Source organism: Oryzibacter oryziterrae (assembly GCF_021864535.1).
Classification (GTDB): Bacteria; Pseudomonadota; Alphaproteobacteria; order Rhizobiales; family Pleomorphomonadaceae; genus Pleomorphomonas; species Pleomorphomonas oryziterrae.
In genome coordinates, this window is record NZ_JAKJIC010000026.1 from 25362 (window position 1) to 40600 (window position 15239).

12 protein-coding genes are annotated in these 15239 nt (G+C 65.4%); 10 read left to right on the forward strand and 2 right to left on the reverse strand.

The window, feature by feature from the left end; translation table 11 throughout:
• Window positions 1-34: 34 nt before the first annotated feature.
• Entirely contained in the window at window positions 35-793 is a 759-nt protein-coding gene (ubiE, locus tag L2I41_RS19485; RefSeq protein WP_237155255.1) for a bifunctional demethylmenaquinone methyltransferase/2-methoxy-6-polyprenyl-1,4-benzoquinol methylase UbiE, read from the forward strand.
• The gene (gene ubiB, locus L2I41_RS19490; protein ID WP_237155256.1) at window positions 793-2322 is read left to right on the forward strand and encodes a 2-polyprenylphenol 6-hydroxylase; all 1530 of its coding nucleotides are present in this window, start codon (window positions 793-795) and stop codon (window positions 2320-2322) included. The genes ubiE and ubiB overlap by 1 nt, the downstream gene beginning before the upstream one ends.
• Before the next feature lie 125 nt (window positions 2323-2447).
• Here ubiB and L2I41_RS19495 read toward each other — a convergent pair whose 3' ends face one another.
• Both L2I41_RS19495 and L2I41_RS19500 read right to left on the reverse strand, forming a co-directional pair.
• Window positions 2448-3482 (reverse strand): LacI family DNA-binding transcriptional regulator, encoded by a 1035-nt coding sequence (locus tag L2I41_RS19495; protein ID WP_237155257.1) that lies wholly within the window; start codon window positions 3480-3482, stop codon window positions 2448-2450.
• 215 nt (window positions 3483-3697) lie between these two features.
• Window positions 3698-4189, reverse strand: coding sequence for a hypothetical protein (locus L2I41_RS19500; RefSeq protein ID WP_237155258.1), 492 nt, complete (start codon window positions 4187-4189; stop codon window positions 3698-3700).
• Between L2I41_RS19500 and L2I41_RS19505 the strand changes: the two genes are divergently transcribed.
• The 8 genes from L2I41_RS19505 to L2I41_RS19540 all read left to right on the forward strand — a co-directional run bounded on the left by L2I41_RS19505 (window position 4136) and on the right by L2I41_RS19540 (window position 15238).
• Window positions 4136-6427, forward strand: a complete 2292-nt coding sequence (locus L2I41_RS19505; RefSeq protein WP_237155259.1) for a hypothetical protein — start codon at window positions 4136-4138, stop codon at window positions 6425-6427. The two genes, L2I41_RS19500 and L2I41_RS19505, sit on opposite strands and share 54 nt — an antisense overlap.
• On the forward strand, window positions 6427-7524 hold the full coding sequence (gene bglB / locus L2I41_RS19510) for a beta-galactosidase BglB (protein WP_313791153.1): 1098 nt from the start codon (window positions 6427-6429) through the stop codon (window positions 7522-7524). Before L2I41_RS19505 ends, bglB begins: the two co-directional genes overlap by 1 nt.
• Before the next feature lie 318 nt (window positions 7525-7842).
• Window positions 7843-9750, forward strand: coding sequence for an ABC transporter substrate-binding protein (locus tag L2I41_RS19515; RefSeq protein ID WP_237155260.1), 1908 nt, complete (start codon window positions 7843-7845; stop codon window positions 9748-9750).
• A gap of 87 nt (window positions 9751-9837) precedes the next feature.
• Window positions 9838-10824: an ABC transporter permease gene (locus L2I41_RS19520; protein WP_237155261.1), complete on the forward strand. Its 987-nt coding sequence runs from the start codon at window positions 9838-9840 to the stop codon at window positions 10822-10824.
• 5 nt (window positions 10825-10829) lie between these two features.
• Entirely contained in the window at window positions 10830-11957 is a 1128-nt protein-coding gene (locus L2I41_RS19525) for an ABC transporter permease (RefSeq protein ID WP_237155262.1), read from the forward strand.
• Complete coding sequence (locus L2I41_RS19530) at window positions 11947-12987, forward strand: ABC transporter ATP-binding protein (RefSeq protein ID WP_237155263.1); 1041 nt, start codon at window positions 11947-11949, stop codon at window positions 12985-12987. Before L2I41_RS19525 ends, L2I41_RS19530 begins: the two co-directional genes overlap by 11 nt.
• Complete coding sequence (locus tag L2I41_RS19535) at window positions 12984-14015, forward strand: ABC transporter ATP-binding protein (RefSeq protein WP_237155264.1); 1032 nt, start codon at window positions 12984-12986, stop codon at window positions 14013-14015. Before L2I41_RS19530 ends, L2I41_RS19535 begins: the two co-directional genes overlap by 4 nt.
• Complete coding sequence (locus tag L2I41_RS19540) at window positions 14012-15238, forward strand: HAD family hydrolase (RefSeq protein WP_237155265.1); 1227 nt, start codon at window positions 14012-14014, stop codon at window positions 15236-15238. The genes L2I41_RS19535 and L2I41_RS19540 overlap by 4 nt, the downstream gene beginning before the upstream one ends.
• Window position 15239 lies beyond the last annotated feature (1 nt).

Here is a 15239-nt window from a genome sequence, read left to right on the forward strand (position 1 = left end):
CAAATAATGAGGCAGCAATCTTCGGCAGGTTCCCATGAGTGAGGTCAACTCCACTTCCTTCGGCTTCCGCGAGGTCGATCCCGGCGCCAAGCAGGGGTTGGTCAACGACGTCTTCCATCGCGTGGCCAACCGCTATGACGTGATGAATGACGTGATGTCGGGCGGGCTGCATCGCCTCTGGAAGGACGCCATGGTCTCCCGCCTGGCGCCGCCGCGCTCGGGCCGCCGCCCCTTCAAGGTGCTCGACATGGCCGGTGGCACCGGCGACATCGCTTTCCGCATCCACGATCGTTCCGCCGGCCACGCGGAAATCACGGTGGCCGACATCAACGGCTCCATGCTGGAAGTCGGTCGCGACCGGGCCGAGAAGCGCGGCCTCAAGGGGCTGACCTTCACCGAAGCCAACGCCGAGGAACTGCCCTGGGAGGCCTCGACCTTCGACGCCTATACCATCGCCTTCGGCATTCGCAACGTGCCGCGCATCGAGGTGGCCCTCAAGGAAGCCTATCGCGTGCTGAAGCCGGGCGGGCGCTTCTTCTGCCTCGAATTTTCCGCCGTCGATACGCCCTTTGTCGACAAGGTCTATGACCTCTATTCCTTCCATCTGGTGCCGGTCATGGGGCGTCTGGTGGCCAAGGACGAGGACAGCTACCGCTATCTCGTCGAATCCATCCGCCGCTTCCCCAATCAGGAGCGCTTCAAGGCGATGATCGAGGCTGCCGGCTTCTCGCGCGTCACCTATACCAACATGACCATGGGCGTCGTGGCGCTGCATGTGGGCGTGAAGATCTGATGTTCCTCGTCGACCTGGCCCGTCTCGCGCGTGCCGCCTATGTGCTGGCGCGCGAGGGCGTGGCAACCGTGCTGCCCTTCCCCGAGCCGCGGCCACTCGGCCTCAGGATTGCGCTTGTCTTCGCCGCCCTCATCCAGCGGCGCGGCACCGCCGTATCGGGGGCCGAACGCCTGACGGCGGCGGTCAACCGGCTCGGCCCGTCCTATGTGAAGCTCGGCCAGTTCCTGGCAACCCGTCCCGACGTGGTCGGCCGCTCCATGGCCGATGACCTGACGGCGCTGCAGGACAATCTGCCGGCCTTCGGCCTCGACGGCGCCAAGGCCGCCATCCGCCTCAGCTTCGGCGTCGAACCGGATCGGGTCTATACCGCGCTGAGCGAACCCATCGCGGCGGCCTCCATCGCCCAGGTGCACAAGGGCAAGGTGCGCGATCGCGGCGATGACCGCGAGCGCGCCGTCGCCGTCAAGGTGTTGCGGCCCGGCGTCGAACGCCGCTTTGCCTCCGACCTCGGCGGCTTCTATCTCGCCGCCCGCCTGATCGAGCGGCTGCACAAGGCGTCGCGGCGGCTGAAGCCGCTCGCCGTCGTCGACACGCTGGCCCGCTCGGTGTCGCTGGAGATGGACTTCCGCCTCGAGGCCGCCGCCCTGTCGGAAATGGCGGAGAATACCCGCGACGATCCCGGCTTCCGCGTGCCCTCGGTGGACTGGGAGCGCTCTTCGCGCACCGTCCTGACCATGGAGTGGATCGACGGCCGCAAGCTGTCCGACGTCGAGGGCATTCGGGCGGACGGCCATGACATGAAGGCGCTGGCCGCGACGCTGATCCAGTCCTTCCTGCGCCACGCCATCCGCGACGGCTTCTTCCACGCCGACATGCACCAGGGCAACCTGTTCGTCGACGCGGAGGGGCGCATCGTCGCCGTCGATTTCGGCATCATGGGGCGGCTTGGCGCCGAGGAACGCCGCTTCCTGGCCGAGATCCTCTACGGCTTCATCACGCGCGACTATCGCCGCGTTGCCCGGGTGCATTTCGAAGCCGGCTATGTGCCGCCCGACCAGGACATGGAGACCTTCGCCCAGGCGCTGCGCGCCGTCGGCGAACCGTTGCAGGGCCACAAGGCCTCGGAAATCTCCATGGCGCGCCTGCTCACCCAGCTGTTCGAGGTGACCGAGCTGTTCCAGATGGAAACCCGGCCCGAGCTGATCATGCTGCAGAAGACCATGGTGGTGGTCGAAGGCGTCGCCCGTTCGCTCGATCCGGAGCTCGACATGTGGAAGAGCGCCGAGCCGGTGGTCACCGAATGGGTGGCCCGCAATCTGGGGCCGATCGGTCAGGCCCAGAGGCTGTTCGGCCATCTTGGCGCCATTGCGGCCCTTGGCGCGCGCCTGCCGGCGCTGGCCGACGACTTCAGCCGCCTTGCCGCCAGCCTCACGGCGCCGCCGCCGCGTCGCCATTGGCCGCCCCTGCTGGCCGCCCCGCTCTGGATCATCGCGCTGGCGCTGGTCTGGATCGCCGTCCATGTGATTTGAGCGCAGGCCTCGATCTGGAGCGCCTGTCGATCTGACGGAATCGCCTGATCGACAAGCGGCTGCTCCAGCGAGGCTGCGCGCAAGCAGATTTCAAGCCCGGGGAATGGGCGCCGCCCGGCGCCGGGTCAGCCCGCCGCCGGTGGCGCGATCGTGCCGCGCAGCGTCAGCCGGCAACCGAGTTCCACGCGGAACGCCGGCATGGCCGGATCATTGGCGAGGAGCCGCTGCTCGATGAGACGCAGGGCGGTCGGTCCCAGCTGTTCCACGGGCACATGGATCGTGGTCAGCGGCGGCTGGGACAGCTCGCCCAGCAGCGTGTCGTCAAAGCCCATCACCGAGACGTCCTGCGGCACGCGGATGCCATGGCGGGCGAGCGCCCGGAGCACGCCGAGCGCCAGATTGTCGGCGGCGCAGAACACGGCGGTGGCGCCGCCAAGGCCGACGCCGGAGGCGACCAGGCGATCGATGGCCGCCTCGGCATGCTCGGGCTCGAAACTCGGAACCTCGAGAATGCGCGGCTCGCCAATGCCCTCCACGCCGCGCAAGGCATCGCGGAAACCGTCGACGCGCCGGCGAATGGTGGCCCGGCCCGGCCAGGTCATGTGCAGGATGTTGCGATGGCCGAGCGACAGAAGATGCTCGACGGCGAGGCGCGCGCCATAGCGGTTGGCCGGCAGGACGGTGTCCACCGACATGGTCGGGTCTTCGCCGTTGATCACCACCACGGGAACGCCGATGTCGGAGAACTGCTTGAGCGCCTCCGGCCGGTCGTCGCTCATCAGGACGACGCCACGGGCGCCCTCGGTGCGCACGGCCTCGCGCACGGCGGCCGTATCGATTTCATTGGTCTCGCTGACGCTGGCGACGACGCGGATCGAGCGACGGTCGCATTCGCGGCGAAGGCCATTGAGGATGCCGAAGGTGAACAGGTTGGTGTCCACCTCGCGGGCTGCATCGCGCGGCATCGCCAGCACGATCACGCTCAATGTCGCGATCGAGGCCTTGATGCGCCGCTGATCCAGATAACCCATACGACGGGCGATCTCGATGATCCGATCGCGCACCTCACGGCTGATGGGCGCCGTCCCGTTGAGGGCGTGCGAAACCGTGCTGACTGCCACGCCAGCCTCTCGCGCTATGTCGCGTACGCCAACCTTCATTGGTAAAGAATCCACTTCCTCGATACCGGCCACACACAACGTCACCGATCGAAGAGCTTGAAAAGCCTGTCGGTGCTGTATGTCGACATTTTGTCCGCCTAAACCAGGCGATCTTACAAAAATGTAAATCTAGTCACACCAATTTGCGCGAAAACTCAAGACGTCAGGTTATGTGCTTGCAAGATTTTCTGTTGAGCGCGCGCGGTCGAGCAAAATTATCGCTCAAAGTGGCAATGTGCAATAACAGAAAAAATATTTTTATTTAACAATCGGATGGAAGCCGCAGCCCCGCAAAATCCGGATTGACAGTCGCCGAAAATCCGCGACATATTGCGCCGGACAAGACGGAGGGCGATGAATCGCTGTCTTGTCAGGGCGGAAAAAACAACAAAAATATTTTTATGGACTGGGAAATGAACGCGCTGGGCACTCTCTGTCAGGAGCATTTGGGCGTTGGCGCGGCTGTCACCGCTTGGCAAGTTTCCCCGCTTGAGGCGTCGCCCTTTGCTGGAATTGCCCGTCCGGCTGAAGATCGTGTTGGTTACCGTTTCATCAACGGATTTGTCGATGTCGGCAATCTGCCCTGTCGCGAAGCCTTCTGGGCAACCATGCAGGGACGGCCGGTCGCGCTGCGAACGGACTGGAGCGACGTCATGGCGCACCTGCCCGGTGCCAATCGTCGCGTTGAGTTCTCCACCTTCCGCCATACGCCGACCCATCTGGCGCGCTGGGCGCGGGCAACCTTCGATGCCGACGTGTCCGGGGTCCGCGCCTTCCGCCTGTCCACCTGCGGCGGTGTCCGCATCTGGGTCGATGGCGTCGAAGAGGTGCGCTTCGAGCCCTTCCAGCGCAATGTGGAATCAAGCCTCGATATCGCGCTGCCGCTGAAGGCCGGCGCGAACGAGGTGGTCGTCTTCATGGAGGAGATGGCCGAGCGCGACACCAACTGGTTCTTCGAACTGGTGCTGACGGGCGGTGCGCCCTTCGACGTCTTTCTGCCCATCGTCAGCGATCGTCGCGTGATGGCCGACCTGCAGGCGCTCGCCGCCTCGGTGCGCCCGGCCGAGGACGTGTTCACGCTGAAGGCCGCCGAACTCCTGTTCGAGACGGGGCCGAGCGTGCCGGTGGACGTCGAGGTCGTCGTCCGCAGCCATGGCCATGACCGGGCCGCGCTCCTGAAGCGCAAGCTGGTTCTCGCTCCCGGCGCCCGCAGCCTTGCCTTCGCCGAGCCGGGCAGCGTGGCCGACGGCTATCACGGCCTCGAACTCACCTTTTCCGCCGGTGGCCTCGACGTCGCCAGAGCCATCGACGCGGGCTTCCTGTCGTCGCTGGTGCCCGAGCGGGAAGGCGGCACGCTCGCCGAGCGCAAGGCGACCGCGCAGATCTTCATGGCCGATCACGGCGCGCCGCGCGCCGGCCGCCTGCTTGCCATGCTGGAGACCGGCCGGATTGACGCGGTCGCCTTCGAGGACATCCTTACCGACACGCTTGCGGCCATCAACAGCCGTGAGGACTGCTCCGACTTCGTGATGGTGCCGCTGCTCTGGCTGTGGCGGGCGCATGCCGAGCGGCTGTCGCCGGCTGACGCCGATCGCACCCGCTCCGCGATCCTGGGCTATCGCTACTGGGTCGACGAGCCCGGCAACGACGCCATGTGGTTCTGGAGCGAGAATCACGTGCTCTGTTTCCACGTGTCGCAATATCTCGCGGGCCGATTCCTGCCCGACGAGACCTTCTCCTGCTCGGGCCGCCTCGGCGCCGAACAGAGCGACCTGGCCCGCGTCCGCCTGCATCGCTGGTTCGACGCAGTAGAAGCGCACGGCTTCGTCGAATGGAACTCGGCCGCCTATTATCCCATCGATTTCATCGGCCTGCTGGCGGTTGCCGAATGGGCGGAGCCCGACCTCGCCGGTCGCGCCACGCGCCTGCTCGACGGCCTGTTCCGCATGATCGCACTGCATACGCTCGGCGGCGTGCCGGCGGGATCGCAGGGCCGCGCCTATGACAAGGAACTGCGCGCCGGCCCGCTGACCGAACTCGCCCCCTTCGCCCGCGTCGCCTTCGGCACCGGCTGGCTGAACAACGGCGTCGCCGCCCTGCCCATGTTCTGCGCCGGCGCCTATGTGCCGCCCGAAGACGCCCTGGCCTTTGCCGACCTCGAGCCCGGTCGCGCCGTCGAGGCGCGCTATGTGCAGGGGCTCGATCATTTCGCCCGCCTCGTCGTCTACAAGACGGCCGCCGCCCAGCTGTCGACCGTGGTCGACCACGGCACCGGCACCAGGGGGCACCAGCAGCATGTGATGGACATCCGCCTCGTCGGCCATCCCATGGCGCGCCTGTGGGTCAACCATCCCGGCGAAGACGATCCCTTCGGCACCCAGCGCCCCTCCTATTGGGCCGGCAACGGCATCCTGCCGCGCGCCGCGCAATGTCTCGACGTGACGCTGCTGGTCTTTGACGTGGCCGGTGCCCGCGTGCCCTGGACGCACGCCTATTTCGGCCGCGACGGCCTCGACGAGATCCGCCTGCAGGACGGCTGGCTGTTCGTCCGCTCCGCCGACGGCTATGGCGCATTGCATGCCGCCAACGGTCTCACCGAGGTTACCGAGGGGCCGATGGCCGGCCGCGAGCTGCGCTCGCCGGGCATGGTCAACGGCTGGGTCGCCGTGGTCGGCGACGGGCGCACCCCGGCCGATTTCGACGCCTTCATCCGCGAGGTCTCGGCGGCGACGGTCACCTTCGACGCCGACCGTCGCCGCCTGACGCTCAGGAACACTGCCGGACATACGCTCTGCCTCGACCATGCCGACGGACTGTCCGTCGACGGCGAGCCGCGTCCCTTCGTCCATTTCGATCCGGCACCGGCCGTCACCTATGACAGCGCCCGGACCGTCGCCACCACTCGCCGACCCATGTTCAGCCGCACCAGGAAGGATCTGCCGTGATGAGCCACCGCAGCGAAGACATCGCCGAAGCCCTCGACCGGGTAGCGCTCGGAATGTGCCGGCTGAAGGGCATTCACGACGTCGGCGGCACCGACGGCGAGGTGCGCATCCAGTTCGACGAATGGGACTGGGAGGTCGGCGTCGGTCTCTACGGCCTGTTCCGTCAGGCCGTGCAGCGCCAGGACAAGGCGACCTTTGCCGCCCTGGAAGCCTGGTATGACTGGCAGATCGGCCGCGGCCTGCCGCCGCGCCAGATCAACTCCACCGCCCCCATGCTGCCGCTGGTCATGCTGCTTGACCATGTGGATCGCCCCGACTTCCGGGCGCTGGTCTGCGACTGGGCCCAGTGGCTGGTCACGTCCCTGCCCAAGACCGAGGACGGCGGCTTCCAGCATGTGGTCAAGGAGCGCCTGAACGAGGGCGAGTTGTGGGACGACACCCTGTTCATGGCCTGCCTGTTTCTTGCCCGCGCCGGCAAGATCACCGGGCGCCGCGACTGGGTCGACGAGGCGGTCTACCAGTTCCTGCTGCACGCCCGCTATCTGTCCAATCCGGCGACGGGCCTGTGGTATCACGGCTGGACCTTCCTTGGCCGGCACAATTTCGCCCGCGCCTTCTGGGCGCGCGGCAATGCCTGGATCACCGTGGCGATCCCCGAACTGCTCGATCTCGTTCCCGAGATCGCCGGCGCCGATCGCCGTTTCCTGATCTCGGTGCTGACCTCGCAGGTTGCGGCGCTGAAGCGCCTGCAGCGCGACGACGGCATGTGGACCACGCTGCTCGATGATCCCGCCTCGCCGATCGAGGCTTCGGCGACCGCCGGATTTGCCTATGGCATCCTGCGCGGCATCGATGCCGGCGTGCTGTCGCCCGACGATCGCCATCACGCCGACCGGGCGCTCGCGGCCGTTCTGGCCCGCATCGATCCCGACGGCATCGTGCTGGATGTCTCGGACGGCACGCCCATGGGCCATGACCTCGATTTCTACCGCCGCATCGGCAACGTGGCCGCCCCCTACGGGCAGGCCCTGGTGATCCTGCTACTCGCCGAAGTGTTGCGTGGTCTTGGTCGGAAGGTGACATCCGCGGTGGCATGATCGGGGGATCATGCCACCTGTGATGAAAAACTTTTCTTATTGCTTTTTTTTGAGTTGAGAGATCATATAGCCAGGAATTGAGGATAAAGCTCGGTATATCAGGATTTTTTCTAGAAAAATTTTCATGAAATCCTCCTGTAGATCTGAAATTCTACCGAGTCATGAAATATTTTTTATTGATATTGGACGGCGGTTCGAGTGAGGAAATCTCGACCTGTGGCTGTCCGAGGGTGAGGAAAGCGGGGGTGTCTTCACGAGGGGGCATCGCCGGGAGAAACGCGGGGATCCCGCCGGGAGACCCTTTTGGAGGAACAGGTCATGTCGAGAATTGGCATTCTGAAAACCGCCCTGATCGCGCTTGCCGCGACGACGGCTCTGCCGGTCGTTGCCTATGCGTTCCAGGAAGCTCCGATGCTTGCGGACGAAGTGAAGGCCGGCAAGTTGCCGCCGGTTGACCAGCGTCTGCCCAAGAATCCGCCCGTGCTGGCTGGCGAGACCGTCGGCACCTATGGTGGCACCTGGCACCGCGCCTACAAGGGTCCTGGCGACCGTTGGGGTCCGACCAAGCTGATCGAAGAGCGCGTCGTCAAGTTCCAGCAGGACAAGGACGGCAAGCTGAGCCTGATGCCCGGCTATATCGAGAATTACTCGGTGAACGCCGACGCGACCGAATTCACCTTCACGCTGCTGGACGGCCTCAAGTGGTCGGACGGTGTGCCGGTGACCACCGACGACGTGAAGTTCTGGTATGAGGACGTGTTCACCAATCCGGACGTGGTGCCGACCATCGACACCATCTACGCGCCGGGCGGCAAGCACCTCGAAGTCGAGATCGTCGACGCGCGCACCTTCAAGGTCAAGTTCGCGACCCCCTATATCTACTTCCTGGACATCCTGGCCAAGGACTCCACCGGCGAGCCGAGCCTCGACCGCGCGTCCTTCATCATGCCGGCCCACTATCTCAAGAACTTCCTGCCCAAGTATTCCAAGGCCGAGGACCTGGACAAGGTCGTTGCCGCCAAGGGCGTGAAGAAGTGGCAGGACCTGTGGGGCTCCAAGGGCCCGATCACGGCCTGGAACCAGAATCCGGACCTGCCGGTGATCACCGCCTACAAGATCACCGTGCCGCCGCCGGCCGACGTCATGGTCATGGAGCGCAACCCCTACTACTGGCGCGTCGACAGCGCCGGCAACCAGCTGCCCTATATCGATCACATCGAGCACAAGCTGTTCGACAATCCCGAGACGTTCAACCTGATGATCGTCCAGGGCCAGATCGACATGCAGCAGCGCTATGTCCAGACCGGCGACTTCACCTTCCTCAAGGAAAACGAGGAGAAGGGTGGCTACAAGGTTCTGAAGTGGGTCAACGCCGAGACGTGGTCGATCGTTCCGAACTACAACGTCAAGGATGCCGGCATCGCCAAGCTCCTCGGCGACATCAAGATCCGCGAAGCGCTCTCGATCGGCATCGATCGCGACACCATCAACGAGCTCGGCTTTGCCGGTCTCGGCGAGGGGCGCCAGGCCGCTCCGGTGACCGGTTCGCCCTATTTCAATGCGGACCTCGAAAAGCACTGGGCCGAGTATGACGCCGACAAGGCCAACAAGCTGCTCGACGAAGCCGGCCTCGACAAGAAGGACGCCGACGGCTTCCGCCTCGGTCCGGACGGCAAGCGCGTGACCTTCGTGGTCGAATATGCCGAAAACGGCATGGCCAACGTGCTCGAGCTGATCCGTACCAACTGGAAGGACATCGGCATCGAACTGCAGCCGCGTCTCATCGACCGCACCGCCTTCGATGCGAACCGCGACAACAACGACTTCGTGATGCAGTTCACCAGCTTCGACCGCCTGTCGGACGTTCCGTCCGACCCGCGCCTGATGCTCGGCAACGACGGCTTCGCCCAGCAGTATTACGTCTGGTACCAGACCCATGGCGAAAAGGGCATCGAGCCGCCGAAGGACGACGCGATCCGCACCTCCTGGGCTGACTGGGAAAAGGCCTCGACTGCTGCGACCCGTGAGGCGGCCGACGCGGCCACCAACGACATGATCGCCAACTTCGTCAACAACGGCTGGGTGATCGGCGTTGTCGGCGAGACGCCGGCGCTCGCGGTGGTGTCGGCCAAGGTCCACAATGTGCGTGACGGTCTCACCAATGACGACGTGACGCGCGGCGAAGGCCTCGCCTATCCGGCGCAGATCTGGATGGACCAGAAGTAACAACAGGTCGCGGGCGGCGGCCGAACAGGGCCGCCGCCCCGATTCCCGGCCGATTTCAAGACAATAACAACACCGGGAGGATGACCGATGGTCGGCTTCATCATCAGACGCATTGCCTGGGCGATTCCGACCCTGGCTTTCGTCTCCTTCATCGCCTTCTTCATCATTCAGCTTCCGCCGGGCGACTATGTCACCGCCTATGCGGCGCAGCTCAAGCACAGCGGCGAGTATCTCTCGCCCGATCAGGAAGAGCTGCTGCGCCAGCAATTCGGCCTCGATCAGCCGATTTTCATCCAGTATCTCGACTGGATCGGCAACATTCTCCTGCACGGGGATTTCGGCCGCTCGCTGGAATGGAACGCCAACGTGTCCGATCTCATCTGGGATCGCCTCGGGCTGACGCTGGCCATCTCCACCTTGTCGATGATCTTCACCTGGGCGATCGCCATTCCCATCGGCGTCTACTCGGCCACGCGGCAGTATTCCTTCTTCGACTATGTCTTCACCATCTTCGGCTTCGTCGGCAAGGGCATTCCCGAGTTCATGCTGGCGCTGGTGCTGATGTGGCTGGGCTTTGTCTATTTCAACTTCGACGTCGGCGGCCTGTTCTCGGCTGAGTATGCGACGGCCCCCTGGTCCTATGACCGGGTGATCGACATGCTCAAGCATCTGTGGGTGCCGGTCGTCGTGCTGGCCACCGGGGGCGCCGCCGGTCTCATCCGCGTCATGCGCGCCAACATGCTGGACGAAATGGGCAAGCCCTATGTGGAGACCGCCTATGCCCAGGGTCTCAGCGAACGGCAGGTGATCTGGCACTATCCGGTCCGCGTGGCGCTGAACCCCTTCATCTCCACGGTCGGCTGGGCCCTGCCGGCGCTGTTCTCCGGCGACATCATCGCCGCCGTGGTGCTGAACCTGCCGACCACCGGCCCGCTGCTGCTGAAGGCCCTGCAGATGCAGGACATGTATCTGGCCGGCAGCTTCATCCTCATCCTGAGCGTGTTCACCGTTGTCGGCACGCTTCTCTCCGACATCCTGCTTGCGTGGTCCGACCCGCGCATCCGCTACGGTTGATCCCCATGAGCACCCTTGCATCGACCGCGCCCGAGGACGTCAGACAGGAAGAGCGGCTTTACACCGCCAAGCCCTGGACGCTGATCTGGTGGCGCTTCCGCAAGCACAAGCTGGCCGTGGCCTCGCTTGTCCTTCTGATCCTGTCCTACAGCGGCGCCCTCTTCGCCGACTTCGTCTCGCCCTATCGCCCCTTCGACATCGAGAAGCTGCAGACTTTCGTGCCGCCGCAAAGCGTGCACCTGTTCAGCGCCAACGGCTTCGAAGGCCCCTTCGTCTACGGCCTGAAGCGCTCGCGCGATCCGGATACGGCCCGCGTGATCTATGCCACCGACGAGACCAGGATCATCCCGGTGCGCTTCTTCGTCGAAGGCCCCGAATATGATTTCCTCGGCCTGATCCCGACCAAGCTGCACCTGTTCGGCCTCGACGATCCCAAGCAGAAGCTCAACCTTCTGGGCACCGACGCCCTTGGCCGCGACCTGTTCACCCGCCTCATGTACGGCGCGCGAGTGACGCTGTCGGCCGGCCTCGTCGGCGTCAGCTTCTCCTTCCTGCTCGGCCTCGGTCTCGGCGCCATCTCCGGTTATTACGGCGGCATGCTGGACACCTCGATCCAGCGGTTGATGGAGTTCATCCGCTCGATCCCGACCATCCCCTTGTGGATGGGCCTTGCTGCCGCCGTGCCTATCGCCTGGGATCCGCTCTATGTCTACGTGCTGATCACGGTGATCCTCTCGCTGATCGGCTGGACCTATCTGGCGCGCGTGGTGCGCGGGCGCTTCCTTGCCTTGCGCAACGAGGATTACGTGATGGCGGCCCGCCTGTCGGGGGCTTCCGAATTCCGCATCATCACCAAGCACATGCTGCCGGCGATGACCTCCTACATCATCGCCGCCCTGACGCTGGCCGTGCCCGAGATGATCCTCGGCGAGACGGCGCTGAGCTTCCTCGGCCTCGGCCTCCGGCCGCCGGTCGTCAGCTGGGGCGTGCTGCTGCAGGACGCGCAAAACCTTCGTTCCATCGCGCTCGCTCCCTGGCTGCTGCTGCCGGGCGTGGCCGTGGTCATCATCGTTCTGGCCTTCAATTTCCTTGGCGACGGCCTCAGAGACGCGGCGGATCCCTATGGCCGGTGAAACCCTCCCTCCCATGCCGCCCGAGCGGCTCATCGAACTCAACGACGTCGCGGTGCATTTTTCCCTGCGCGAAGGTCTGGTGCGCGCCGTCAACGGCGTCTCCTACCACGTGAACAAGGGCGAGGTGCTCGGGGTCGTCGGCGAAAGCGGATCGGGCAAGTCGGTGACGGTGCGCTCCATCATGCGCCTGCAGCCGAAGACGGCCCTCGACGCCGGCGGCGCCATCCGCTTCCGCCTGCCCGACGGCTCGGTGACCGAACTCAACCGTCTGCCGCGCGACGGACGCGAGATCCGCTCCATCCGTGGCCGCCACATCGGCATGGTGTTCCAGGAGCCGATGACGGCGCTGTCGCCGGTGCACAGCATCGGCACCCAGATCGCCCGCACCTACCAGCTGCACACCGGCGCCAGCAAGGAAGCGGCCCGCAACCGTGCCATCGATCTGCTGGCCCGCGTGCAGATGCCGCGCCCCAGGGAAATGGTCGACGTCTACCCCCATCAGCTCTCCGGCGGCATGCGCCAGCGGGCGATGATCGCGCTGGCGCTGACCTGCGAGCCGTCGCTGCTGATCGCCGACGAGCCGACCACGGCCCTCGACGTGACGACGGAAGCGCAGATCCTCGACCTGTTGCGCTCGCTGCAGGCCGAGTTCGGCATGGCCATCATCTTCATCACCCATAATTTCGGCGTGGTCGCCGACATCGCCGACCGCGTGGCGGTGATGTATCTCGGCCGCGTCGCCGAGACGGGCACGGTGGACCAGATCTTCTACCATCCCAAGCACCCCTATACCCGGGCGCTGCTGCAATCGATCCCGCGCCTCGGCCAGAAGCGCGTGCATCGGCTGAAGACCATTCCGGGCATGGTGCCCGATCCCTTCAACATCCCCGCGGGTTGCGTCTTCCATCCGCGCTGCGAGCACGCCGTTGCCGGTCGCTGCGACGTGGCCGAGCCCGCTTCCCGGACCTTTGACGGTGGCCAGATCGCCCGCTGCCACCTCGCCGACAGCCTGCCGGAGCTCGTGTCATGACAGCCCTCGCCGACGACACCCTCATCTCCGTCAGGGGCCTCAAGAAACACTTCCCGATCCAGAAAGGCTGGTTGCAGCGCGTGGTCGGCCATGTGAAGGCCGTCGACGACGTCTCCTTCGACATCAAGCGCGGCGAGACCTTCGGCCTCGTCGGTGAGTCCGGCTCGGGCAAGTCCACCGTCGCTCGCCTGATCCTGCGCGCTTACACGCTGACCGCCGGCGAAATCCTGTTCCGCCAGCCGGATGGATCGAACCTCGACATCTCCACGCTCAGGGAAGCCGAACTCCGGCCGATCCGCGAGCAGATGCAGATGATCTTCCAGGATCCCTATTCCTCGCTCAACCCGCGCATGACGCTGCTCGACCTGATCGGCGAGCCGCTGATCATCCACGGCCGCGGCAGCCAGGGCGAGATCCGCGACCGGGTGCAGGAACTGCTGACGCTGGTGGGCCTGAGGCCCGAATATGTGTCGCGCTATCCGCACGCCTTCTCCGGCGGCCAGCGCCAGCGCATCGGCATTGCCCGCGCGCTTGCCCTCAACCCGAGCTTCATCGCCGCCGACGAAGCGGTGTCGGCGCTCGACGTGTCGGTGGCCGCGCAGAACATCAACCTCCTGCAGGACCTGCAGGAAAAGTTCGGCCTGACCTATCTGTTCATCACTCACGATCTGTCCATGGTGGAGCATATCTCCAACCGGATCGGCGTGATGTATGTCGGTCGTCTCGTCGAGGTGGCGCCGACCGAGGCCTTGTTTGCCAAGCCCTTGCATCCCTATACGGAAGCGCTGCTGTCGGCCGTGCCCGAGCCCGATCCGCGCGCCCGCCACGCCCGCAAGCGCGTGGCGCTCAAGGGCGAGATCGCCGATCCGGCCAACGCGCCGTCGGGTTGCGCCTTCCACCCGCGCTGCGCCTATGCCACCGACCGCTGCAAGGCCGAGGTGCCGGAGCTGCGCGACATGGGGCAGGGACGCAAGGTGCGCTGTCACCACGCCGACGGTCTGTCGCTGACCGGTGTGATCCCGGCATGAACGGCCTGCCCGTGGAGACCCGGGCGGGAGCCGACGGCGACATTGCCGTCCGCCACCGCCCGCTGCTGCGCCTCGACGACCGCGAGCCCTTCCGGCCGCTCGTCTTCGGCTGGGCGGTCTATCACGGCCCGGCCCGGTCGCTGTCCTCGAAGTTCGAGATCCGTCCGCAGGCAGCCTATGTGGCCGAATATGCGGTCTGGTACGACTGGGACATCCAGCATCTCTACGATCTCGAGCATGTCTGGGTGCATGCCGAGGCCGACGGTACGGTGGTCGCCGTCGAGGCTTCGCAGCACGGACAGCGCCTCGCCATGCGCCGCGCCGACGGCAGCCTGCCGCTCGAGGGCATGCGCCCCCTGCTGGTGAGCGAACCCGGCAAGCATGCCCACTGGCCCGAGCCAGACGCGCTGATCGCCGCCTCGCGCCGGATCGAGGGCCAATGCGGCCGCGACGGCGCCGGCCTTGAGGGCGTGCACCTCGGCAATCGCTTCGCCGAAGCCGGCCGCTTTTCCGCGAGCCGCTTCGACGCCCGCCTGGCCCGCCTGTTCCTGAAGCGGCGGGCGTTCCAGCCGGCCTTCAGCTTCTCCGACAGCTCTGACCGGCACGCGCCGCGCCTCGTTGCCTGGGGCGAACTCGACGCCTGGATACCGGCCCGCGTCACCGATCTCATCGCCGGCCTGCCGACAAGCGTGCCCCATCTTGCCGCCCTCTTCCTCGATTGCGGCGACACGCTTGTCGATGAAGGCAGCGAGGTGAAGTTCGAGGACACCGAAGTGGTGACGGCGGCCGAGCTCATTCCGGCGGCCCGCTGGTGTCTCGACCGCCTGGTCCTGGACGGTCATCGTCTTGCCCTGGTCGCCGACGGTCCGCGCGCCACCTTCGAGAATGTGCTGAAGCCGCGCGGCCTGTGGGATCATTTCAGCGCCCACGCCATTTCCGAGGATGTGGGTGTGCACAAGCCCGACCCTCGTATTTTTGCGAGGGCAATTACGGACCTCGGCCTTGATTGCATTGATCGAGGTCTGATAGCCATGGTTGGCAACAATCTGGCGCGGGATATTGCCGGTGCCAATCGTCTCGGCCTGATCAGCATCTTCATGGGCTGGTCGCGCCGTCGCAGCCATCAACCGGCGGACGATTGGGAATGTCCCGACCATACCATCTACGCCCTGTCCGACCTGCCGCGCCTCATCGAGCAGATCGAACTCAACCTCCAGGCTTGAA